At 37.0% G+C, this 23234-nt stretch carries 26 protein-coding genes and 8 tRNA genes; 30 read left to right on the top strand and 4 right to left on the bottom strand.

Annotated features, from left to right (window positions below):
- The 3 genes from cls to IEW44_RS09760 form a co-directional block, all read right to left on the bottom strand.
- Positions 1 to 1455, bottom strand: coding sequence for a cardiolipin synthase (cls, locus tag IEW44_RS09770; RefSeq protein WP_188614864.1), 1455 nt, complete (start codon positions 1453 to 1455; stop codon positions 1 to 3).
- Positions 1456 to 1556: 101 nt separating this feature from the next.
- Positions 1557 to 2726, bottom strand: coding sequence for an MFS transporter (locus IEW44_RS09765; protein ID WP_188614863.1), 1170 nt, complete (start codon positions 2724 to 2726; stop codon positions 1557 to 1559).
- Positions 2727 to 2787: 61 nt separating this feature from the next.
- Complete coding sequence (locus tag IEW44_RS09760) at positions 2788 to 3090, bottom strand: metal-sensitive transcriptional regulator (RefSeq protein WP_188614862.1); 303 nt, start codon at positions 3088 to 3090, stop codon at positions 2788 to 2790.
- Between the two features lie 247 nt (positions 3091 to 3337).
- On the opposite strand from IEW44_RS09760, the gene IEW44_RS09755 reads away from it, so the two are divergent.
- The 8 genes from IEW44_RS09755 to IEW44_RS09720 all read left to right on the top strand — a co-directional run bounded on the left by IEW44_RS09755 (position 3338) and on the right by IEW44_RS09720 (position 11657).
- Positions 3338 to 3475, top strand: a complete 138-nt coding sequence (locus tag IEW44_RS09755; RefSeq protein ID WP_268236371.1) for an Lmo0850 family protein — start codon at positions 3338 to 3340, stop codon at positions 3473 to 3475.
- A gap of 137 nt (positions 3476 to 3612) precedes the next feature.
- A complete protein-coding gene (locus tag IEW44_RS09750) occupies positions 3613 to 4353 on the top strand; it encodes a hypothetical protein (RefSeq protein WP_188614861.1) in 741 nt (246 codons plus the stop codon).
- A gap of 133 nt (positions 4354 to 4486) precedes the next feature.
- Entirely contained in the window at positions 4487 to 5560 is a 1074-nt protein-coding gene (locus IEW44_RS09745) for a D-alanine--D-alanine ligase (protein ID WP_188614860.1), read from the top strand.
- Between the two features lie 9 nt (positions 5561 to 5569).
- Complete coding sequence (locus IEW44_RS09740) at positions 5570 to 6919, top strand: UDP-N-acetylmuramoyl-tripeptide--D-alanyl-D-alanine ligase (protein ID WP_188614859.1); 1350 nt, start codon at positions 5570 to 5572, stop codon at positions 6917 to 6919.
- Positions 6920 to 6968: 49 nt separating this feature from the next.
- Positions 6969 to 7661: an alpha/beta hydrolase gene (locus IEW44_RS09735; RefSeq protein ID WP_188614858.1), complete on the top strand. Its 693-nt coding sequence runs from the start codon at positions 6969 to 6971 to the stop codon at positions 7659 to 7661.
- A gap of 330 nt (positions 7662 to 7991) precedes the next feature.
- Entirely contained in the window at positions 7992 to 9521 is a 1530-nt protein-coding gene (gene cshA / locus IEW44_RS09730; protein WP_188614857.1) for a degradosome RNA helicase CshA, read from the top strand.
- Between the two features lie 161 nt (positions 9522 to 9682).
- Entirely contained in the window at positions 9683 to 10162 is a 480-nt protein-coding gene (locus IEW44_RS09725; RefSeq protein ID WP_188614856.1) for a PH domain-containing protein, read from the top strand.
- Positions 10155 to 11657, top strand: coding sequence for a PH domain-containing protein (locus IEW44_RS09720; protein ID WP_188614855.1), 1503 nt, complete (start codon positions 10155 to 10157; stop codon positions 11655 to 11657). Before IEW44_RS09725 ends, IEW44_RS09720 begins: the two co-directional genes overlap by 8 nt.
- Before the next feature lie 83 nt (positions 11658 to 11740).
- On the opposite strand, the gene IEW44_RS09715 is transcribed toward IEW44_RS09720, so the two are convergent.
- Positions 11741 to 12349: a rhomboid family intramembrane serine protease gene (locus IEW44_RS09715; RefSeq protein WP_188614854.1), complete on the bottom strand. Its 609-nt coding sequence runs from the start codon at positions 12347 to 12349 to the stop codon at positions 11741 to 11743.
- A 65-nt stretch (positions 12350 to 12414) separates the two neighbouring features.
- Here IEW44_RS09715 and acpS point away from each other — a divergent pair, with 65 nt between their 5' ends.
- The 22 genes from acpS (at position 12415) to IEW44_RS09605 (ending at position 23167) form a co-directional block, all read left to right on the top strand.
- Complete coding sequence (gene acpS / locus IEW44_RS09710) at positions 12415 to 12768, top strand: holo-ACP synthase (protein ID WP_188614853.1); 354 nt, start codon at positions 12415 to 12417, stop codon at positions 12766 to 12768.
- A 143-nt stretch (positions 12769 to 12911) separates the two neighbouring features.
- Positions 12912 to 14021: an alanine racemase gene (alr, locus tag IEW44_RS09705; protein WP_188614852.1), complete on the top strand. Its 1110-nt coding sequence runs from the start codon at positions 12912 to 12914 to the stop codon at positions 14019 to 14021.
- Between the two features lie 141 nt (positions 14022 to 14162).
- Positions 14163 to 14378, top strand: coding sequence for a hypothetical protein (locus tag IEW44_RS09700; protein ID WP_188614851.1), 216 nt, complete (start codon positions 14163 to 14165; stop codon positions 14376 to 14378).
- A gap of 4 nt (positions 14379 to 14382) precedes the next feature.
- Positions 14383 to 14733, top strand: a complete 351-nt coding sequence (locus IEW44_RS09695) for a type II toxin-antitoxin system PemK/MazF family toxin (RefSeq protein ID WP_188614850.1) — start codon at positions 14383 to 14385, stop codon at positions 14731 to 14733.
- Positions 14734 to 14866: 133 nt separating this feature from the next.
- A complete protein-coding gene (locus IEW44_RS09690) occupies positions 14867 to 15685 on the top strand; it encodes an STAS domain-containing protein (RefSeq protein WP_229704215.1) in 819 nt (272 codons plus the stop codon).
- Entirely contained in the window at positions 15682 to 16044 is a 363-nt protein-coding gene (locus IEW44_RS09685) for an STAS domain-containing protein (RefSeq protein ID WP_188614849.1), read from the top strand. The genes IEW44_RS09690 and IEW44_RS09685 overlap by 4 nt, the downstream gene beginning before the upstream one ends.
- A 3-nt stretch (positions 16045 to 16047) precedes the next feature.
- The gene (locus IEW44_RS09680) at positions 16048 to 16449 is read left to right on the top strand and encodes an anti-sigma regulatory factor (protein ID WP_188614848.1); all 402 of its coding nucleotides are present in this window, start codon (positions 16048 to 16050) and stop codon (positions 16447 to 16449) included.
- A 12-nt stretch (positions 16450 to 16461) separates the two neighbouring features.
- Complete coding sequence (locus IEW44_RS09675; RefSeq protein ID WP_188614847.1) at positions 16462 to 17457, top strand: PP2C family protein-serine/threonine phosphatase; 996 nt, start codon at positions 16462 to 16464, stop codon at positions 17455 to 17457.
- A gap of 65 nt (positions 17458 to 17522) precedes the next feature.
- Positions 17523 to 17855, top strand: a complete 333-nt coding sequence (locus IEW44_RS09670) for an STAS domain-containing protein (protein WP_188614846.1) — start codon at positions 17523 to 17525, stop codon at positions 17853 to 17855.
- Positions 17855 to 18328, top strand: coding sequence for an anti-sigma B factor RsbW (gene rsbW, locus IEW44_RS09665; RefSeq protein WP_188614845.1), 474 nt, complete (start codon positions 17855 to 17857; stop codon positions 18326 to 18328). Before IEW44_RS09670 ends, rsbW begins: the two co-directional genes overlap by 1 nt.
- Positions 18303 to 19091, top strand: a complete 789-nt coding sequence (gene sigB / locus IEW44_RS09660; protein WP_188614844.1) for an RNA polymerase sigma factor SigB — start codon at positions 18303 to 18305, stop codon at positions 19089 to 19091. Before rsbW ends, sigB begins: the two co-directional genes overlap by 26 nt.
- Entirely contained in the window at positions 19088 to 19669 is a 582-nt protein-coding gene (locus IEW44_RS09655; protein WP_188614843.1) for a PP2C family serine/threonine-protein phosphatase, read from the top strand. Before sigB ends, IEW44_RS09655 begins: the two co-directional genes overlap by 4 nt.
- Before the next feature lie 59 nt (positions 19670 to 19728).
- The gene (locus IEW44_RS09650) at positions 19729 to 21873 is read left to right on the top strand and encodes a Tex family protein (protein ID WP_188614842.1); all 2145 of its coding nucleotides are present in this window, start codon (positions 19729 to 19731) and stop codon (positions 21871 to 21873) included.
- A gap of 62 nt (positions 21874 to 21935) precedes the next feature.
- Entirely contained in the window at positions 21936 to 22376 is a 441-nt protein-coding gene (locus IEW44_RS09645) for a SprT family protein (RefSeq protein WP_188614841.1), read from the top strand.
- 69 nt (positions 22377 to 22445) lie between these two features.
- Positions 22446 to 22520: transfer RNA gene (locus IEW44_RS09640), tRNA-Asn, on the top strand.
- A tRNA-Glu gene (locus IEW44_RS09635) sits at positions 22521 to 22595 on the top strand.
- A 20-nt stretch (positions 22596 to 22615) separates the two neighbouring features.
- Positions 22616 to 22691 (top strand) — tRNA-Asp (locus tag IEW44_RS09630).
- A gap of 4 nt (positions 22692 to 22695) precedes the next feature.
- Positions 22696 to 22768, top strand: a tRNA-Gln gene (locus IEW44_RS09625).
- Between the two features lie 10 nt (positions 22769 to 22778).
- Positions 22779 to 22854 (top strand) — tRNA-Lys (locus IEW44_RS09620).
- Positions 22855 to 22882: 28 nt separating this feature from the next.
- Positions 22883 to 22965, top strand: a tRNA-Leu gene (locus tag IEW44_RS09615).
- A gap of 31 nt (positions 22966 to 22996) precedes the next feature.
- Positions 22997 to 23073: transfer RNA gene (locus tag IEW44_RS09610), tRNA-Arg, on the top strand.
- A gap of 23 nt (positions 23074 to 23096) precedes the next feature.
- Positions 23097 to 23167: transfer RNA gene (locus tag IEW44_RS09605), tRNA-Gly, on the top strand.
- Positions 23168 to 23234 lie beyond the last annotated feature (67 nt).

The raw sequence follows: 23234 nt of genomic DNA, 5'->3' as shown, positions 1-23234 counted from the left end.
TTATAAAATGGGAGATACTAAACGTGAGATCGATTCTTTAAATTTAATCATGTTAGAACGGTTTTGGTATAACTCAGGTGTTAATTCAGTAGAATCTAACATATCTTTTTCAAAAATCTCTGCTAACTCATGCGAAATGGCATGGTCGTAAATAAAAGCATTGACTTCAAAATTTAATTTAAAGCTACGCATATCAATATTAGCTGTACCTACAGTTGAAGCTTCATCATCAATCACAATCATTTTGGCGTGAATAAAACCTTTTTCATAAATATAAATCCGCGCACCAGCATCTAACAACTGTCCAACATAAGAATAAGTTGCCCAGTAAACAAAAATATGGTCAGGCTTATTTGGAATCATAATACGTACATCAATCCCAGATAGTGAAGCAATTTTCACCGCATCTAAAAAGCTAGCATCGGGAATAAAGTAAGGGGTCTGGATGTAAACGTATTTTCGCGCTTTACCAATTAATTTGACATAACCATCTTTAATTTGTTCCCAGTCTTCATCAGGCCCACTCGATACAATTTGCACACCAGCATCGCCCTTTTTCGGAATGACAGGGAAATAAGAATCTGAGTACTTTGTTTTATTGGATGCGGCTTGGTTCCAGTCCAGTAAAAATCGTGATTGCAAAGGGTGTACAGCGCTACCTTCAATGCGCAAATGTGTGTCGCGCCAATAGCCAAACTTTTTCTTTAATCCTAAGTATTCATCACCGACATTAAAGCCGCCGATATAACCAATTCGCCCATCAACAATAACGAGTTTTCTATGGTTTCTAAAATTTAAGCGGGGGTTAATGAGGGGTAAAATAGAGGGGAAGAAAATCTCAACCTCACCACCTGCTTGCAATAGCTCTTTGAAATGATGCTTTTTCACCCCTCTTGATCCCATCTCATCGTATAAAATACGTACTTTAACTCCTTGCTTTGCTTTTACTAAGAGCGCATCTACAATGCGTTTTCCTAGATTGTCAAGACGAAAAATATAGTATTGAATGTGGATATGCTCTTTTGCATGTTCAATATCTTTGATAAGTTGGTCAAATTTTTCATGGCCATCATCAAAAATACGAATGGCATTATCTTGTGTTAATACAGCATCATTATTGCTGAGATGCATGTAAATTAAGTCTTTATAATTTTCAAAATTACGCATTCTAAATTCAAACGTATCGTCATGAATGGCATCCTTTTGATAATTTACAAGCTTTTGAATGCCAATGTATTTTTGTCCATCCCAGCGGAATAAATGTTTTTTTCGTAATTGACGTCCAAATAATAAATACAATAAGAAGCCAACTACAGGGAGAAAAAATAATACTAATAACCAAGCCCAAGTGGACGTAGGGTCTTTACGTTCTAAAAAAATTACAGTAATCGCAAGGAAAATATTAATGAATAATGACACAGCCAGTAAGAAACTAATATCCCACGAAAAATTCATATGTTTAATCCTCTCTCTTTTATTCTATTGTCCTGCTTTCTACCATACTGTAAAACGCAAGATAATGCCATTTTGAGCTCGATAATCTCCGTTTTATGTGACTAAATTTCTTGATGACGTAACGATTTTTTAGAGGCTGTGAAAATAACGATTAAACCAATGGATAAAATAGCGATCGCACTCGAAATATAAAAGCCTAAATTGGCTTGTTGTGTGAAAACCCAAGTGAAGAACAAAGGTCCTAAAATGCGTCCTAAATTGTCCATAGAATAAGTTAATCCAGCTGCTGTACCATAACGCCCACCAGATTCTTTAGAGGATAAAGATACAACACAAGTACGTGCTAATGCATTACCAGCAGTGAATACACATAATGCCACACCAGCAAACACCAAACTGTTCGTTAACGTAAACAAAATCATACCAATAGCTGTAATAATTTGAGCGCCAATTAGCCAAGTAGTTTCTGTACCATCTTTAATACGTCGTACAACGCCACCTTGAATAGCCGCATCTACAAAACCGCTAAACATAAATAAAGAGCCGATTTGTTTTGTTGTAATATCAATGCGATCCATTTGGAATAATTGGAACGTTGATTCCACGCCAGCTAACATAAACGTGACAAGAAATGAAAAGATAAATAAGTAACGTACGCGGTGCTGTAATAAGACATTAGCCCCTTTTGGAATAATACTGCGTGTTTTATCGTTTGGCTTGCGTTTTGTTGGCTCTTCTAAAACAAAGTATGCATAAACACAAAGTAACGCAGTTAAAATAGCAGACGTTATGAACGGTGTAGCAATGCTAATATCGCCAAGAATGCCACCAATAGCTGGTCCAAAAATAAAGCCTAAACCAATCGACATCCCCATAAAGCCCATATATTTGTTGCGCTCCTCATCACTTGATAAGTCGCCGATAAAGCCTGTTACTGCTGTATATAAAGCGCCCGAAAATAAACCGCCAACAATGCGTGATAAATAAAGTATTGGTAAATAGTCGACAAATAAAGCAAAGATGATAAAGCTTAAACTAAAGCCAATCAACCCTGTTAAAATTAAAGGTTTACGCCCTATGCGGTCTGACAAACTGCCCCATAAAGGAGCGGTGAAAAAGCTAGCTAGTGCATACACAGTCAATAAGCCACCCACATGCATTTCAGCCCAACCATGTTGCACAATCACTTCTGGCAAAACAGGTATAATAATCCCAAAACCTAAATAAACAAAAAATTGCACAGAAAGTAATAAGATAATTGCTTTTTTCATAAAAACGCCTTCCCTCTTTTATTATCTATTCCCCTCAACTCATTGTTAAAACAGGCAACGATTACTTACGCATCAGCTTTTGTATCGTCGTAACTAACTCATCTAATACTTCGTCATCACCCTCTAATAAACGTTCTTTAACGCATGTTTTCATATGTCCATCTAGTAAAATACGTGCCACGCTGTTTAATGCGGCTTGACTAGCTGCAAGTTGGGTAATGACATCATCACAATAAACATCATTTTCAATCATATTTTTAATGCCTCGTATTTGTCCTTCAACTCGATTTAAACGTGTCGTTAAATTTTTCTTAGTTGCCTCGGAATGATGACTTTTACGACAGTGTTCAGTTGATTCGCTCATTGCGAACACCTTCTCTCATACAATTTATAAATCAACGCTAACACGTAGGTCATAGGTTGTAAAGTAGCGGTAATAGTGGCTTTTACAAGAAGTTTACGGTTGTAACATAATTGAAAGATTTTTTTACGAAAAAGCATGCTATGATGTGAATATATAAAACCTGTCAGACAACTCTAGATTATCAGTGAAACTTTTTTTTGGATGACGCGTTATAATAAATAACTGAGGAAAGATTGAGGTGGAAGTAATGACAAAAAAAGAAGTAGATTTAAAGAAAATTGTTTCGAATTTGTCTAAGCTAGGTGTAAAAGCAACGGTTACAAAGTCTAGATTGGAATTACTTAAAGTGTTGCCGCCATTGCAAATGCCACAAGTTCAAGCTTAATTCTCGGATAAAAAAGTCAGTTAACATCCTGTTAACTGACTTTTTTGTGGTTTTTATTAAATATAGGGAGTTATTTGGTTTAAAAAAAATCCAATTCGTCTTATACTGAAATAATACAGAGGCGAGGGGGGCACGGGATGTCAAAGAAGCAAAAGACGATGGACGATTTTTTATATCATATTTATATACACATGAATGAGGTTGACCAATTTGTTGTATTTAGTGGTTTGAAATTACAACAATTTTTGTCTGCCGTGGACCCCATTCAAAACGTCTTATTATTAAAACACAGTTACACAGATGGCTTATTTAACCGTCATACCCAATTAGATTATGTCAGTACAGAAGAACTGCCCCATTTTTTAAAAAAGGCAAATAATACAGCAGAGTTATGTTGGATTGACTTTGTTAATGAGCGTCAGTTAAATCAACTCACACCAAAAGAACAGGCCGAGCTATTGTATTTAAGTCATAAAAGGGAACCTGTGCAATCACCTTTCTCCACTAAATTACAAAATCGTTATGTGTATTGTTCGTCTGGTGAAGAGAAAATGACGAAAATTTATTTCCGCAAGTTAAGCGATTCAGAAGTGTTAACAGCGAATGTATTCAATCAATTAATTAAAGAAAAAGAAAGTACCTCAAGCTTTTTCAGACGTAAAACTAAAGGTCAAATACCTGCCATTACGCCAGAATTTTTAAAAGCATATCGCTCATTTGCTAAAGAAGGTGCTTTGTTTTCACTCACACGTGCAGAAAAATCGAATTACGAAATTGAAGTGCGCAATTTGTCACATTATCATTTTCCAGATGAGATATGGGATGATTTAAAGTTAATTTTAAAAGAGAGACAAGATGAGATAATCCCAATTGCGTAAGCGCTTATAAAACGATAAAATAAATAAGCTTATTATAAATACTATAACTCACCGCTCATTTGTTATAACGGTGAGTTTTCTTTAGGATAATCATTATAAAAATATTCAATTTAATCATTTGGAGGCTTTTTTTATGAAAAAATTAGGCGTTGTCTATGGTGGTAAGTCAGCAGAACATGAAGTGTCATTATCCACTGCTTTAGCAGTGACAGGTGCAATTAATTATACAAACTATGAAGTCTACCCTATTTTTATCACAAAAAATGGTGAATGGCGATGTGGTGAGCGTTTATTATCCGCACCAACATCGATTGAGGCGTTACTGTTTAAAGGTGATGATACAAAGGCAGACGATGTGTTGCCATTTTTGGTGAATGAACAAGGAGAACGCCGTCATTTTGATGTTATTTTACCACTTATCCATGGTACAAATGGTGAAGATGGTACAATTCAAGGTTTCTTTGAAGTATTAAATATGCCATATGTAGGCAATGGTGTGTTATCATCCTCAGCGTCTATGGACAAACATATAATGAAACAACTTTTTGCACATGCAGGATTACCACAATTGCCGTATGAGGCGTTTATTCGCATTCAATGGGAGCAAGAGCAAGCCACTATTATTGAAAAGTGTGAACAAAGATTAGGCTACCCAATGTATGTAAAACCGGCCAATTTAGGTTCAAGTGTAGGGATTAGTAAAGTGACCACACAAGAAGAATTAATAGCAGGTGTTAAAACAGCACTTATGTATGACCGTAAAATTGTCATTGAACAAGGTGTAGTTGCGCGCGAGATTGAATTAGCTGTGTTAGGGAATGATGAGCCTAAAGTTTCAGTACCTGGAGAGATTAAGTCAACAACAGATTTTTATGATTATGAATCTAAATACCATGACAATAAAACAGAATTAGTTATTCCAGCAGAACTGTCAGAAACGGCATATGCCCAACTACAAACATATGCTATTGAAGCATTTAAAGCAGTAGATGGTAGTGGACTAATCCGTGCTGACTTCTTTGTCACAGCAGATGAGCGTATTTATATTAACGAAGTGAATACATTACCTGGCTTCACACCAATGAGCATGTATCCTTTATTATGGCAAGAAACAGGTTTACCGTATCCAGATTTAATTGATGAATTAATTCAACTTGCCATTCATCGCCATGAAGAAAAACAACAATTACAATTCAAATTAAAGTAGGTTATATAAATGAAACGAAATTTACAGCAATTAGCGCAGTGGTTAAGCGAAGAAGCAGTAGGTGAAGCTGAGGTAACAGGTGTAGCTATTGATACACGTGTTGTAAAGCAAGGTGATTTATTTATCCCGTTTAAAGGTGAACGTGTGAACGGGCATCAATTTGTACAACAAGCGGTTGACGCTGGTGCATCAGCCATACTTTGGCAACGCAGTGAGCCTAATCCACCACCACATATCCCACATATTTTGGTAGACGATACAGAAACGGCATTACAACAATTAGCGCGTAAATACCGCGATGGCCATATGGCTAAGTTTATAGGTATTACAGGCTCTAATGGTAAAACATCTACTAAAGATATTGTAGCAAGTTTATTAACACCCTTTTTTAAAGTGCAAAAAACACAAGGTAATTTTAATAACCAATTAGGGTTACCTATTACCCTATTAAATCTCGATGAAGATACTGAGGTTGCAGTATTAGAAATGGGGATGAGTGGCTTTGGCGAAATCGAATTTTTAACAACATTAGCACGTCCACACATGGCGATTATTACAAATATTGGCGAAGCGCATATGCAAGATTTAGGATCGCGAGCAGGTATTGCCAAAGCTAAGTATGAAATTGTAGAAGGATTAGCAAATGATGGCGTGTTATTTTACGATGGTGATGAACCGTTACTACGTGAGCTAGTGACAACTAAAGCATATGCTTTTGGCCATAATGCAAATAACGACTTATGTGTAAATACCATTATCTCCTCTGCAACAGGTAGCACATTTACAACAACAGGTAGGATTGAAGGGGAATTTTTCATTTCCGTATTAGGAGAACACCAAGTGAAAAATACTTTAAGTGCTATGTTAGTAGCCCATCAGCTTGGATTAACAAGCGAGCAAATTAAAGCGGCTCTACAGTCTGTTGTCTTAACAGATATGCGTATGCAGTTAGTGCAGGGTGCGAATGATGTTCAATTTATTAATGATGCTTATAATGCAGCACCTAGTTCGGTAAAAGCAGCTATTCAATTTATGAAGAAAACGACAATTAGACCTAAAAAATGGTTGGTTCTAGCAGACATGCTTGAGTTAGGTGATGAGGAGTTAGCTTTCCATGCTAATTTAGCAAATGATATTAAAGCTACAGACTTTGAATATGTCTTGTTATATGGACCACGTATGCAAGCACTTTATACAGCATTGCAAAACGAGTTCACAACAGAGCGTCTCATTTACCGTGCCGAGCATCTTGCTGATTTGACAGCTATAGTTAAGCAATATGCAGATGCAGATACATTAGTATTAATTAAAGGTTCAAGAGGTATGCAACTAGAACAAATAATTACAGCGTGTCAATAATATAAAGCTGCGACCTTAAAGGGTAGCAGCTTTTTTTGGAGGTTATGTGATGAAGATAGGTGTGTTATGCATACATGGTTTTTCTGGTGGGACATATGAAATTGCGCCGTTGCAGCAGTATTTAGCCGCACATTTAGAGGCATATTTTGTTATGCCAACGCTGCCTGGGCATGGCGAAGTATTAACTTTACAACATACAAAAGCAAGCCACTGGTTAAAAGCTGCCGAGAATGCCTATCGTGTTTTAGCACGTAAAGTAGAGCAAGTCATTGTGGTAGGTTTTTCAATGGGTGGCGTTATTGCGTTACATCTGGCTGCTCGTTATCCTATCGCTAAATTAGTATTGCTTAGCCCAGCTATGAGATACCTTGCACCTAAAGCGTTACTTCTACAAGTGAATGAGATGGGGAAGTCGTATTATTATCAACAATTACAAGAAAATGAAATTTACCAACGTTATGCCTTCAAATGGGGAAAAGTGCGTTTACCTGATACGATACAGTTTATGAAGTTAGTACAACAAACGACACCTTATCTAGCACGTGTAACAGCTCCAACTATTATTATTCAAGGTATGAAGGATGGTATGGTACCTTATCAAACCGCACAATACATTAAACAGGCGATTCACAGTCAGGAGAAAGAAATTTATTATTCTACTGGAGGTTTACACCATATTTGTTTTAGTAAAGATCGTGATGAATGGTTTCAAGATGTGTTACAGTTTATCCAGCTATCATAAAAATCTGATTATTGAGAATGGTGCTAAACCATTGCGTCTAACTCTGTAGCGTGTTAGACTAGGTTAAGCAATGGATACATTTTGTGCGAAGGCTCTTCAAACTTTTATTGAAGGGTGCTTTTTTTTGAACATAACGGTTATATTCCTGATAGAATACAACCGCTCGGCAAAGACCGGGCTTTCCCTTTCATGAAGCAAATACTTTACTGTAAAAGTAAGGACATAGAATTAATGACGGAAACGTTCCAATTTAATAGGCTCGATTTTGCCATCATTCATCTGAAAATGTAACCATTTGTCAACTTTTTAGGATAAAGGAGAAGGAATAGTTTGACAAATTTTTCAGAATTAAACGTAAGTGAATCTACATTACGCTCATTAAAGCGTATGGGATTTGAAGAAGCAACACCAATCCAAGAAGGAACCATCCGCTTTGGCTTAGAAGGTCGCGATATTATCGGACAAGCACAAACAGGTACAGGTAAAACAGCAGCTTTTGGTATACCTCTAATCGAGAAAATCGACCCGAAAAACCCAGCAATCCAAGCTTTGATTATTGCGCCAACTCGTGAGTTAGCGATTCAAGTATCAGAGGAGTTATACAAGCTAGGTTATGATAAACGTGTAAAATTATTATCCGTTTATGGTGGTCAAGATATCGGTCGCCAAATTCGTGCGTTAAAAAATAAACCACAAATCATCGTTGGTACGCCTGGTCGTATTATCGACCATATCAACCGTCGTACGCTTAAACTAGGTGATGTACAAACATTAGTATTAGACGAAGCTGACGAAATGTTAAACATGGGCTTTATCGATGATATTAATGCTATTTTAGAACATGTGCCAGCAGAGCGCCAAACATTATTATTCTCAGCTACAATGCCAGGTCCGATTCGTAAAATCGCAGAAGAGTTTATGAAGGAGCCAGAAGTAGTTAAAATTAAGTCAAAAGAAATGACTGTAGAAAACATTGATCAATATTTTGTTAAGTCACAAGAACGCGAAAAATTTGATATTTTATCACGTCTATTAAATGTACATCAACCAGAATTGGCTATCATTTTTGGTCGTACAAAACGTCGTGTTGATGAATTAGCACAAGCGTTATCAATTCGTGGTTACCTTGCAGAAGGTATTCATGGTGATTTAAGCCAAGCAAAACGTATCTCTGTATTACGTCAATTCAAAGAAAATAAAATTGATATTTTAGTAGCTACAGATGTGGCAGCACGTGGTTTAGATATTTCAGGTGTTACACATGTATATAACTTCGATATCCCACAAGACCCAGAGTCATATGTACACCGTATTGGCCGTACAGGTCGTGCAGGGAAATCAGGTTTGGCTGTAACTTTTGTTACACCACGTGAAATGGGTTACTTACGTATCGTTGAAGAAACAACGAAAAAACGTATGACACCATTACGTCCACCTTCGTCTTCAGAAGCATTAGTTGGCCAACAACGTATTGCTATGGAAACGTTAGCTGACATTGTAACGAAAAATAATTTAGATGACTATCGCACATTAGCTTCTGAGTTACTTGAAGATAATGAAGCGTTAGATGTAGTAGCAGCAGCATTGCGTGCTTTAACAAAAGAGCCAGATGACACACCAGTAAACATCACAGAAGAGCGTCCATTACCAATGCGTCGTTCAGGTGGTGGTAACCGTCAAGGTGGTGGCTATCGCCGTGATGGTGGCGGCCGCAGTAATAACCGTCGTGACGGTGGTCGCGGTGGTAATAGTCGTCGTGATGGTGGTAACCGCAGAAGCAGTAGCCAATCATCTCGCAGTAATAGTGGCAACGGTGAACGCCGCGAAGGTAATCGTCGTCCACGTCGCCGCGAAAGCTAATATCAATTATGATAAAGACATCACTCATGCAGTGGTGTCTTTTTTTAGATAAAATCTTTGTAAAGTCTCAGCGGGTAGCCGAAAAAATCATGTACAATAATATTAATGAAACATTTTCATAGATGATACGTATATGACAAAGAAAGGAAGTGTCAAGTAAGATGAGACTGGACCCAAAACATAAAATATCAAGGAAAGGTTTAACGGTGTGGCGTTTGTACGGCATTTTTGAAATGTTAGGTATATTAGCAGTTGCTTGTGTAGTAAGCTACTTAACTATTCGCAATGATTGGCCACAATGGATTCATGCCATTGGTATTACATTAACGCTATTAAGTTTAATTTTCTCTGTCATTATTTTTCCGAAAGTACGATGGGAACGTTGGCGCTACGAAGTAAGAGAGCAAGAGATTGAAGTAAAGCATGGCTTGTTTATTGTTAAGAGAACCATTATACCTATGGTACGCGTACAGCATGTAGATACGACGCAAGGTCCCATTTTAAAGAAATACGATTTAAGTAATATTTATATTTCTACAGCAGCAACCATTCATACGATTCCAGCACTCGCAATGAATGAGGCAGATGAACTTCGCGCGCGTATTTCTGACTTAGCAAGGGTGGCGGAAGAAGATGTCTAATCCTACTATCACATATAAAAAGCTTCCATTTGCTACAGTTGCGATTAGTGCTCTAAGTATTTTAAAGACTTTTTTAATCCCAATTATCGTTGTCTTTTTTATTAATTTTGGCAAATTTACTTTGAATTTTAATAGTCCTAATTTTTGGAGTACGATTTTTACAGCAGGGATTTGGGGCGTTATTATTATATTTACATTGTTAGCAGGTGTCATTAAATGGTGGACTTTCTTTTATTGGTTTGAAGATGGTGAGTTAAGAGTTAAATATGGCTTGTTTGTTAAAAAGAAAAGATATATCTCTTTTGAACGCATTCAAACATTAAACTATCATGAAGGGATTTTTCATCGCATTTTTGGTTTGGTGAAAGTACAAGTGGAGACAGCAGGAAGTACAGATGGCAAACCTGAAGTGGAATTTACAGCTTTAACGAGAGAAGCAGCTGACCAGATTGAGATTGAAATGAGGAAGGCAAAGGCAAAACCAGTAACCAATGAGGAAACCTCAATAGAAGAAGATACTGTAACGGAGCCAGTGCCAGAGATTGTCACTGAAGCTATGTATAAAATGTCATTAAAAGACTTATTTGTACTCGCTTCAACATCTGGAGGCATAGGTATTATTATTTCAGGTTTGTTAGCGCTATTATCACAAGCCTCAGATGTTATTCCTTATGAAAAAATTTATGGAGAGCTTGCCGCGATTGCAAAATACGGTGTACTCATCATATTATTGACGATTTTTGTACTCTTTATTTTAGGGTGGGTAGCTTCACTCATATTAACCTTCTTAAAGTATTACGACTTTAAAATTGTGATACAAGAAGAAAAAATGATCATTACAAGAGGCTTAATTGAAAAAAAACGTCTAACGATTCCATTAAATCGTGTACAGGCAATTAAAATAGTGGAAAACCCATTTCGCCAAATGTTTGGTTATGCAACGGTTCATTTAGAGAGTGCGGGTAGTAATAATGACAATAATAAAGAATCTGTTGTTATGTTTCCATTGATTAAAATGCATGCAATTGAACAGCATATTACACACTTATTCCCAGATTATGAATGGCAGCAAAATTACGTACCAGCACCTAAAAAGGCATTGCCTTATTATTACCGCATTGATTTCTTTTATATTGTACCTATTATTGCAGTAGCATCCTATTTCCTTTATCCGTGGGGTTTATTAACATTATTATTGATTCCATTCACAATGGGATTAGGCGTTTGGCAACATCGCACAGCAGCCTACTGCATTAATGACAAGCAATTAACCTTGCGTTATAGAGGGATTAGTCGAGTGACATTTTTTGTACAAAAACATCGTATTCAGTCATTAAGTAGCCGTCAAAGCTATTTTCAAAAGAAGAACGATGTTATGGGGATTCATTTAAGTGTTATGTCTGGCGCATCTGGTGCAAAGGCTAGTATACGTGCCCTTGACCAAGCCGATGTCGAACATATATTAGAATGGTATGATAGCGAGAAGATAAAATAATAAATAAAAGCGTAATTTGTGGCAAAATGCCTATCAAATTACGCTTTTTTTTGCATCAATGACGTAAAGTACGTTAAAATTAGTTAGCTACGGTTTTGCCATTTCATGATGCGTTTAGGATGTAGGTAAAAGAGCCCAATGACAAAACCACCGAATAATCCTCCTAAATGCGCAACAACATTAATGTTAGGTTGGATAAATGTCATCACTACACTAACTAAAATTAATGGTAAAATAAGTTGACGCAGTTGTGGCATGGTTTTACGCGTATAGTAGATTAAAGCAGCATAAGCCCCCATAATTCCGAAAATAGCGCCGCTTGCACCTAAACTGTTATGATTTACATCATAAATTACATACGTTAGTACATTACCTATTAGTCCCGAGGCAAAATAAATGGTGAAGAAACGTAGTTTACCCATTAAAATCTCTAATTCAGGACCAAAAACAAATAGCCAAAACATGTTCATTAAAATATGCATGAAGTCTGCATGAAAGAACATAGCGGTAATGAGTCGCCAATATTCGCCTTGAGCTACCATATAGTTAGATTGCATACCATTTAATAAAATATAATCGCCATAAGTGGGGATAAATCGTGTTAAATATAATATTAAATTAATAGCAATCAAAGTTGTCACTATAGGATACTTTGTAGTATATTCTTTGAAATTTTCAGTTCTTCTAAACATATTATCACCTCAAATCATGTTCACATTATACACTGCGCAAAGCTAACAATACAAAGGAGATCTTTATGATTAAAGGAATTGGTCTAGATATGGTTGATTTACATCGTATCAAAAAAGCGGCTCAACGCACAGAAAGGTTTGCAAAACGCATTTTATCTGATCGAGAGTATACGCGTTATGAGCTGTTATCACATACTCGAAAAACAGAGTTCTTGGCAGGGCGTTTTGCTGCGAAGGAAGCTTTTTCTAAAGCAAGAGGAACAGGAATTGGTCAAGATTGTGAATTTCAGGATATTGAGATTTTAAATGATGAAAAAGGAGCACCTATTTTGTATTTTAAACAGAATAAGGTGAATGGTTTTGTTTCTATTACACATACACAAACATGTGCAGCGGCACAGGTAATTATCCTAGTATAAGCGTAAAAATCCAAGATTTTTATGTAAAAACAAAACATAATGCCGATATAAATAGTATAGTTTTTGAAAATTGGTTCTGTTTTGATGGGTATTTCAACTAGGAGTGAACGTTTAATTTAGAGTGAAGAGGGTATATCGACATTATGGAAATACTGAATTACAGACCAACTAAAATCAAAATAAATTTACAGGCGATTCAACAAAATATTCGTAATCTACAAAGACATTTAGCTAAACATGTAAATATCATCGCAGTAGTGAAAGCTAATGCATATGGTCATGGTGATATTGAGACCGCAAAAGTAGCGATTCAAGAAGGGGCATGCATGCTAGCCGTCGCTACGCCAGAAGAAGCAATTCATATGAGAGCGCATTTTACCCACATCCCCATTTTAGTTATGGGTGTAGTGCCTGTTAGTTTTGCGGCGTATGCTGCTAAACATCATATTACGTTAACTGTGCCTTCATTAGCGTGGACAGAACAATTGTGTCGTCATTCGTTAACAGAGACATTACATGTACACGTAAAATTAGATACAGGTATGGGAAGGATTGGGCTGCATACTGTAGATGATGTAAAGGAAGTAGAGCGCTTACTTTTACAACTAGAGCAAGTCAAAATTACAGGCGCATTCACTCATTTTGCTACTGCGGATGAAGAAGATCAAACGTATTTTGATAAACAAGTGCAACGATTCAAAACGTTAATGCAATCTTTTTCGATACAACCACCATTTATCCATTTGGCGAATACAGCTGTTGCTATGGTGAAAGAGGCCAATCTACATTATGATGCTGTACGTTATGGTATATCTTTGTATGGTTTAGCTGCATCCAATTATGTAGCACAACATCATCCTTTTACATTACATCAAGCTTTGTCACTTTCAACCGAACTTGTGCATGTCAAACAATTGCCAGCTGGAGAAGGTATCGGTTATGGCGCAGTGTATACGACTAAAGAACCAACTTGGGTTGGTACATTGCCTATTGGTTATGCTGATGGTTTGTTGAGAGGCCTAACAGGTCAAGAAGTGCTCATAGATGGCAAAAGATTTCCTATTATCGGAAGAATATGTATGGATCAATGTATGATTAAGCTGGACCAGGCATATCCTTTAGGTAAGAAAGTTACGTTGATTGGTCAAGACGGTGGTCAGTGCATCACAGTAGATGAATGGGCCAAAAGACTAAAAACCATAAATTATGAAATACCATGTATGTTATCCACACGTATCCCAAGAGTTTTTTAGAAACTTAAAGAAGCGACATAATATCTACCTCAAGAAGTGATTTCTTTACTATTAAAGTCTTTTAATTCTTTCTACAGAATGGTAAAATGTACTTATTCATTAGAGAGACAGAGAGATAAATAGAATAGGAGGTAAGTTTTTATGTCCGCAAAACTATTTGAGTGTCTAACCAAAACAGCACCAAAGCAAGGCATTAACAAAAGTGAGTTTCACCAAGCAGCACCTTCTTCTTTGTATGATGTCATGGTTCAAGGTTACGTGGAGATGTCTTCTATAAATCTCTTATTAGCAACTGAAAGTATTGCTGTAGAATACGAAGCAGAAAGTATTGTTGAACGCGCCGTGAGCGGAGGGTAACAATTTGAATATAAAACGTGGTGATGTTTATTTTGCAGATTTATCACCAGTTGTAGGCTCTGAGCAGGGCGGTACGAGACCAGTACTCATTTTACAAAATGATATTGGCAATCGGTTTAGCCCAACAGTGATTGTTGCGGCTGTTACAGCGAAGATTGCAAAAGCAAAATTTCCGACACATGTTGAAATCAATGCAGAGGAATATGGATTTGAGCGTGACTCGGTTATTTTGCTAGAGCAGATTCGTACTATTGATAAATCAAGATTAATTGATAAAATTACTCGTTTAGATAAGCCGCTAATGCGCAAAGTAGATGCGGCACTTATGATTAGTTTAGGGCTTGTAGAATTATAAGTATACATAATCAGGCTTAGGGTAGTAGCATTGGATGGAGAAAAGCTTCGATCCAATGCTTTTTTAGTACCTAAAATTGCTATTTCAGCGTATGATAGTAATAAGAGTTTTAAAATGAAGGGGTTGGAATGACGTGAGTAACGAATTTTATCAATTTATTCATGAAAATCGTGAAAAAATCATAGATTATACGTATAAAAATATTCAAGCAGTGGATGGTGCTGGAACTGAAATCGAAATGGATCAACAATTACATATTGTTGTGAGCGAGATACTTGATTTATTACAAATTGATAATAAATTAGAGCAACATCAACGATTATCAGTCTTTTTTAACAGTGGTCGACGTTTAGCATGGCCCATCACAGATGTAGTGGATATTTTTGATGCAATAGGTATTAGTTTATATGAGTTACTCAATGAAACGGATTCAAATGCAATAGCCGCTGAAGTAAAAGATTTAGTGGCATTACAAAAAATAATTATTCCATTACGCAATCGTTTTGTAACACTACATGTTGAATCGTGGGAAACAACTGTAGAAACACAAAAATTAGCATTAAAAGAATTAACTGTACCTTTAATTCCAATATTTGATAAAATATGCGTGATGCCACTTGTGGGAACAATTGATACAGAACGCGCTAAATTTATTATTGAAAATCTATTGCAGGGTACTGTAGAGACACAAAGTGAAATTGTATTAATTGATATTACAGCTATACCTGTAGTAGATACAATGGTAGCGCATTATTTAATGCAAGCGGTTGAAGCACTGCGATTAGTTGGAGCTCGAGCGATTTTAGTAGGGATTAGACCAGAGATTGCTCAAACTATCGTAAATTTAGGTATTCAAATGCAAGATTTTGAGACAGAGAGCACATTGCAAAGAGGGGTAGCAAAGGCGTTAAATGCGATAAATCGAAAAATTGTAGAGGTGGCAGACACATGAGTTTAAAAGTACCTATTTTAAAATTATATGATTGCCTAATTGTATCTATCCAGTGGGAATTAGATGACCAAATGGCTATGATGTTTCAAGAGGATTTGCTGAGTAAACTTTATGAGACAGAAGCAAAAGGAATTGTCTTAGATTTAACCTTTGTTGATTTTATGGATTCATACATTGCAAAAGTAATTGGTGATGCGATTAATATGGCGACATTAATGGGAGCCAAAGTAGTTATGACAGGTTTACAACCTTCAGTAGCGATTACTTTAGTCGAGTTAGGCATTCATTTAAATTCTGTATCAACAGCGCTCAATCTGGAAAAAGGTTTGGAACAGCTCCAAAAAGAATTGGGGGTCTAGTGTATGCAGAAAAAGTCGTCAGTAGAAATTGTTACCGAATGGGACATTGTGGCAGCTAGACAACTTGGTCGTAATAAAGCGAAGGAAATTGGATTTGGAACAGTTGACCAAGCAAGGATTACAACTGCAATTAGTGAACTAGCACGTAATATTTATTTGTATGCTCGTTTTGGTAATATCCATATTGAATGGATCGAAGAAGGCGATAAAAAAGGCATTAAAATCATCGCTAAAGATAAAGGCCCTGGTATTGAAGATGTTCGAAAAGTATTAGAGGATGGTTATTCAACCTCAGGTGGATTAGGTGCTGGATTGCCAGGTGTGAAACGGTTAATGGATAGTATGGAAATTCAGTCTGAAATTAACAAAGGGACGACGATTACAATTACGAAATGGTTACGTTAGGAAGTGCATGGCATGGAGGATTTGGAGCGCGAATATCATAAAATATTAGCAGACTACGTAAAAGAACAAAGTGAGCGTACTTTATACATTGGGCAAAATTTTGTACGCCAATTAATTAGGCGGAATATCTCTCCTGAAGATGTGGTAAGTTTACACAAAGATGCAGTAGAGACAATTTATCCAGCACAATTTGATGAGTTACGTTTAGCTTATGATTTTTTAATTGAAATGATGGTTCATTATGGCATGGCGATGAGAGAACATCAAAGTTTATTGCAAAAACAAGCAGAGATCCAAATGGAGATGAATATTGCAGCGAATGTGCAAAAAACCATGTTAAAAACACCTATTCCATCTGACATGACTATAGACATTGGCATGCTATCAAAGCCATTAAAAAATGTAAATGGTGATTATGTGCATTTTATTGATGATAAAAAGTATATTAGTGTGGCGGTTACTGATGTTGTAGGTAAAGGTGTACCTGCCGCATTATGTATGTCTATGGTTAAGTTTGGGCTTGAGTCTATGGAAGAATATGCACATGATCCTGAACATGTTTTAGGTGTATTAAATCGGATTGTAGAACGTAATGTTGATGATAGTATGTTTATCTCTATGTTTTATGGTTGTTATTTAAGAGAGTGGGGGCTCTTTTATTATGCGTCAGCTGGTCATGAACCCGCCTTCCTCTATCGTGCTGAAGAAAATAAGTTTTATGATCTAGAAGCTAAAGGTATGTTATTAGGCATTGTCCCAACAACTAAATATAAACGAAGTGAAGTGTTATTAGAAGATGGTGACATTATTGTCATTGTGACAGATGGCGTTACAGAATTTAGAAGAGATGATACAGTTGATGAACGACAAGTTGTTGCTTCACTCATTCATGATGTGAAAGGGCTACCTGCGCAATCAATTTGTGAATATTTGTATAGCGAATTAGAAGAAATGCAAGAATTTGAGTTAAAAGATGATTTTTCAGTCGTTGTCATTAAAAAGGTTTAAAATGTTGAAAAACGGGTAATGAATTTCGACAGAAGTATGCAATTTTACAACTAGGGGGTAAGACAATGGAAATCACAATAAATTTTAAAGAAGAAAAAGAAATATTACATGTATTAGTTAAAGGAGAAATTGATGCTTACACAGCACCGAAACTTCGCGATAAATTAGACGCTATAGAGATCGAGGAAAAGGCAAATATAGCGATTGATTTATCAGAGGTCACCTATATTGATAGCACAGGGTTAGGTGTATTTGTAGCGTTTTATAAAAGAGCAACGAGAGAGACTGCACATGTACGTTTAGTCGGTTTATCAGAGAGAATTAAGCGATTATTTGAAATTACAGGACTAAGTGATTTAATGGACATTGATACAGATAAAAAGGTGGAGTTAAGCTGATGACAAAAAACTTTGATTATATCGAGATGAAATTCCCAGCAAAGCCACAATACGTAAGTGTTATAAGGTTATCTGTTTCGAGTTTAGCGAGCCGTCTCGGTTTTTCATATGACGAAATCGAAGACTTGAAAATTGCTGTTAGTGAAGCTGTAACCAATGTGGTACATCATGCTTATGATGAAGATGGTGAGGTAGTCGTAGGTTGCGCGCTCTATGAGGGTAAAATTGAACTGATGATATCAGATTATGGTTCAAGCTTTGAATACGAACGTGTGAAATCAACAGTGGGCCCTTATCATAATGAAAGTTCAATTGAAAACTTGCGTGAAGGCGGCCTTGGCTTATATTTAATGGATGCTTTAATGGATGAAGTTTTATTAGCCAATAATGAGAGTGGTGTCACAGTGTTCATGACAAAACATGTCACTAGAGAGCAGGTGGACGAGGGTGCCGAAAGAATCACAACGCAATAAAAGGGCTTCTAAGGAACAGGTATTTGCTTGGATTAAGCAATACCAGGAGACAGAGGACCAAGAAGCACAAACAAAACTTGTATTAAACTATGAATATCTTGTGGATTCGATTGCACGTAAGTATTCGGGCAATCGCTCAAACTTTGAAGATATGAAACAAGTAGGCATGCTCGGTTTACTTGGCGCAATTAGACGTTTTGATGTTGACTTTGGACGCGCTTTCGAAGCATTTGCAGTCCCTACAATTGTAGGAGAAATTAAGCGCTTTTTACGTGATAAAACTTGGGATGTGCATGTGCCAAGACGCATTAAAGAACTAGGTCCACGTATTAAAGCTACTGTAGAGGCATTAACGACAGAATTGCAACGTTCACCACACATCTATGAGATTGCTGAACGATTAGAAGTAAGTGAAGAAGAAGTGCTAGAAGCAATGGAAATGGGGCGCAGTTATCAAGCGCTTTCTATGGATCACTCTATTGAATCTGACTCAGATGGAAGTTCTATTACATTATTTGATGTCATTGGTCGTGATGACGAAGAATATGAGAAAACGAATAAGCGTATGATTGTAGCAGATGCAATGTCCGTGCTGACAGAACGTGAGAAACAAATTATACAGTTAACCTATTTAGAGCAACTGAGTCAAAAAGAAGCAGGCGAACGTTTAGGTATTTCACAAATGCATGTATCGCGTTTACAACGTAAAGCGATTAAAAAATTGCAAGATGTTATTATGGTGGAGGGCGGCGTCTCTACATGATGTCAAAGGTAGAAGTAGCAGTACATCATACAGCGAAAGAACATAATACAATCATTGGCGATGCTTATTACATTGGGTATCATAAAGACTTTTTAATTTGTGGCTTAATTGATGGGCTAGGTAGTGGAGAAGGTGCGCATCAGTCGGCTATCATTATGACCCCCATTTTAAAAGCATATGCTCATGAAAGTGTAGAACAATTGATGCTGCGATGTCATAGAGCGCTTTATGGTAAAAGAGGTGCTGCCATTGCCATTGCAAAAATATATATTACACAAAGAATCATTGAATACAGTTCGGTTGGTAATATTCAGTTTTATTTATTCACCAATCAAAAATTAATTTATCCTATTCCACAAGCGGGTTTTTTATCAGGGAGAGGTACTTTAACTGCAGTAGTAGAGCGAATGATGTATCAACGTAATGCGCGATTATTTATCCATACGGATGGTATTGCAGTGAAAAGCCCTAAAAAACTATTAGTGAATTATAGTACACCAAAGCAAATTATTGAAATAATTAAAGAGTCTATAGATTTTAGTGACGATGCAACAGGTGTTGCGATAAGCTTACCTTGAGAATGGGTGAGCTTTTTTTGTTGAAAAATACGAATGAATAGAGAAAGGTAGTGGGCAAGATGAACGAGCAAATTATTCAAGTGATTGCAAAAGAGATTAATCAAAAGCCACAACGAGTAAAAGCTGTAATTGAATTATTAGAGGATGGCAATACTGTGCCATTCATTGCCCGTTACCGCAAAGAGGCAACAGGTTCTTTAGATGAAGTTCAAATTAAAGCGATTGAAGATTTATATCATTATCAAAATCAATTACATGCAAGAAAAGAGGAAGTGACACGCTTAATTGAGGAACAAGGTAAGCTAACACCAGCGCTTATTACAGAAATTGGTGCTGCTACTAAATTACAACGTGTTGAAGATTTGTACCGTCCATTTAAACAAAAACGACGTACTAAAGCGACAATAGCTAAAGAAAAGGGCTTATTACCACTGGCTAATCGCATATTAGACTTCACAGAGGATTCTATGGAAACGCTGTACTATCAAACTGTAAAAGACCATACGATAACAATAGAAGAAGCGGTAGAAGGCGCTCGCGATATTATTGCTGAGATCGTCTCTGACAATGCTAAAATACGAGAAGAAGTGCGAGAGATAGGGCGTAAAAAAGGATGGATTACCACTAAAGAGAAAGATAAAATAAAAGACGAAAAACAAGTCTTTGAAATGTATTACGATTATGAGGAGCCAATTCGCCACATTGTACCACATCGTATATTAGCGATTAATCGTGGAGAAAAAGAAGAGATTTTAAAGGTAACGATTACAATGCCTTACGAACAAGTATTAGCTATTATATGGCGTAACACATTGCCTGTAAAAGGTGGGAAACATAGTGTGCCACAAGTAAAACTAGCGATTGAAGATGCGTATAAACGATTAATTTTTCCTTCTATAGAAAGAGAGTTAAGAAATGAACTAACAGAAATAGCAGAAGCACAAGCTATTCATATATTTTCAGAGAATCTGCGTAGTTTATTATTACAACCACCACTTCAAAATAAAATGGTTCTAGGTGTAGACCCTGCATTTCGTACAGGTTGTAAGTTAGCAGTTGTTAATGAGTTAGGGCAATTGCTTGTAATAGACGTGATATATCCTCACCCACCTAAATCTAAAAAAGAAGATGCAACAAATATTGTTCAACAATTATTAAAACAGTATCCGATCGAAGTTATTGCAATAGGTAATGGTACAGCTTCACGTGAAACGGAGCAGTTTATTGCAGATACGATAAAGGATTTAGAGCGTCATGTTTCCTATGTGATTGTCAATGAAGCGGGTGCTTCAGTATATTCAGCATCTCCAGTAGCACGTGAGGAGTTTCCTGATTTACAAGTAGAAGAAAGAAGTGCTGTATCGATTGCTAGAAGGTTACAAGACCCTTTATCAGAGCTTGTAAAAATTGAACCTAAAGCTGTAGGTGTGGGGCAGTATCAACATGATGTATCTCAAAAGAAGTTAACAGAGTCATTGACTTTTATTGTAGAGACCGCAGTTAACCAAGTAGGCGTAGATGTGAATACAGCCTCAGCCTCCTTATTACAGTATGTTTCAGGACTATCAAAAACGGTTGCAGAAAACATTGTTAAACAGCGAGCTGAGGATGGCCGTTACCTTTCACGTGCCGCTTTAAAAAAGGTACCAAGGCTAGGTGCAAAAACATATGAACAAGCGATTGGGTTCTTGCGTGTACCTAAGGCAAAAAATCCTTTAGATGCGACAGGTATACATCCTGAGAGTTATGCTGTTGCAGAGGCGCTCTTACAAGAAGTGGGATTAACGAAAGCAGCTATTGGTGCTAGTCAGTTATCAGTATTACAGGATTTAAATCTTGAAGTCATGAGTGAAAAGTTAGGGATAGGTGTCATCACATTAAAAGATATTATAACTATTTTGCAACAACCCATGCGCGATCCAAGAGATGAGTTTCCACAACCATTGTTGAAAACAACTGTCTTACAAATTAACGATTTACAAATAGGTATGAAGTTAGAAGGTACTGTCCGTAATGTTGTTGATTTTGGAGCATTTATTGATATTGGTTTAAAACAAGATGGCTTAGTTCATATTTCTAAAATGAAGAAATCAAGAGTAAAGCATCCACTAGATGTAGTAACGGTTGGTGATATTGTGACTGTGTGGGTGGATAGTATTGATCTGCATAAGGGGAGAGTCGCTTTAACCATGTTAGAACAATAGAGAAGTAAAGAGTGTCCAACTTTTGACACTCTTCTTTTATTGAAAGGAGTCGAGTGTAACGAATGACAGATCAAGAGTTACAATATTTGGTATGTAAAATATCTCAACAATTTTTTGCTAAACCATTTCTGCATACAGCTACGTTTAACAAAAGGCTTAGAACAACAGGTGGAAGATACTTATTGCAAACGCACAATATTGAAATTAACCCTCAAGTTTTCCAACAATACGATCAAAATGAATTAATCGGTGTTATTAAACATGAATTATGTCATTATCATTTGCATCTTGAGGGGAAAGGATATCAACATCGAGATAGAGATTTCAAACAACTGTTGCAGGAAGTAGCTGCACCAAGATATTGCCAGACATTAAAAACAAAGGACAAATATTATGAATATATATGTAAGGATTGTGCTCAGTTATATTATCGAAAACAAAATATAAATGTTAATAAATATAGATGTAGCAAGTGTTCTGGCGAGATTTATAAAAAAATGTAGAAAAAGTGTTGACCAAATTGAAAGAGCCGTCTATAATAGTAAAAGTCGACAACAGATGCGACACAATATTCCGAAGTAGCTCAGTGGTAGAGCAATCGGCTGTTAACCGATCGGTCGTAGGTTCGAGCCCTACCTTCGGAGCCAGGCCCCTTGGTCAAGCGGTTAAGACACCGCCCTTTCACGGCGGTAACACGGGTTCGAATCCCGTAGGGGTCACCATTTAAATTAAATTAACACAAGGTCCCGTGGTGTAGCGGTTAACATGCCTGCCTGTCACGCAGGAGATCGCCGGTTCGATCCCGGTCGGGACCGCCATTTTTGGGGTATAGCCAAGCGGTAAGGCAGCGGATTTTGATTCCGTCATTCCCTAGGTTCGAATCCTAGTACCCCAGTTTAACTTTAGAGCCATTAGCTCAGTTGGTAGAGCATCTGACTTTTAATCAGAGGGTCGCAGGTTCGAATCCTGCATGGCTCACCAGTTTTTATTAATGTAACGCCACTACAAAGCGGTCGTGGCGGAATGGCAGACGCGCTAGGTTGAGGGCCTAGTGGGGGAAACCCTGTGGAGGTTCAAGTCCTCTCGGCCGCATCGAATAAAATCTTGGTAATAATATAGATAAGCGCCCGTAGCTCAATTGGATAGAGTGTCTGACTACGGATCAGAAGGTTAGGGGTTCGACTCCTCTCGGGCGCGCCATTAATATAATAAGCTATAACTATGCGGGTGTAGTTTAGTGGTAAAACCTCAGCCTTCCAAGCTGATGATGTGAGTTCGATTCTCATCACCCGCTTATATGACCTTTGAAAACTGAACAAGCAAAACGTTAATCAATAAAACGTTTCATGAAAATGAAACAA

Origin of the sequence: Lysinibacillus alkalisoli (assembly GCF_014643595.1) — a bacterium.
Classification (GTDB): Bacteria; Bacillota; Bacilli; order Bacillales_A; family Planococcaceae; genus Metalysinibacillus; species Metalysinibacillus alkalisoli.
The sequence above is the reverse complement of the archived record's forward strand: the minus strand, read 5'-3'. Positions and strand labels throughout refer to the sequence as shown.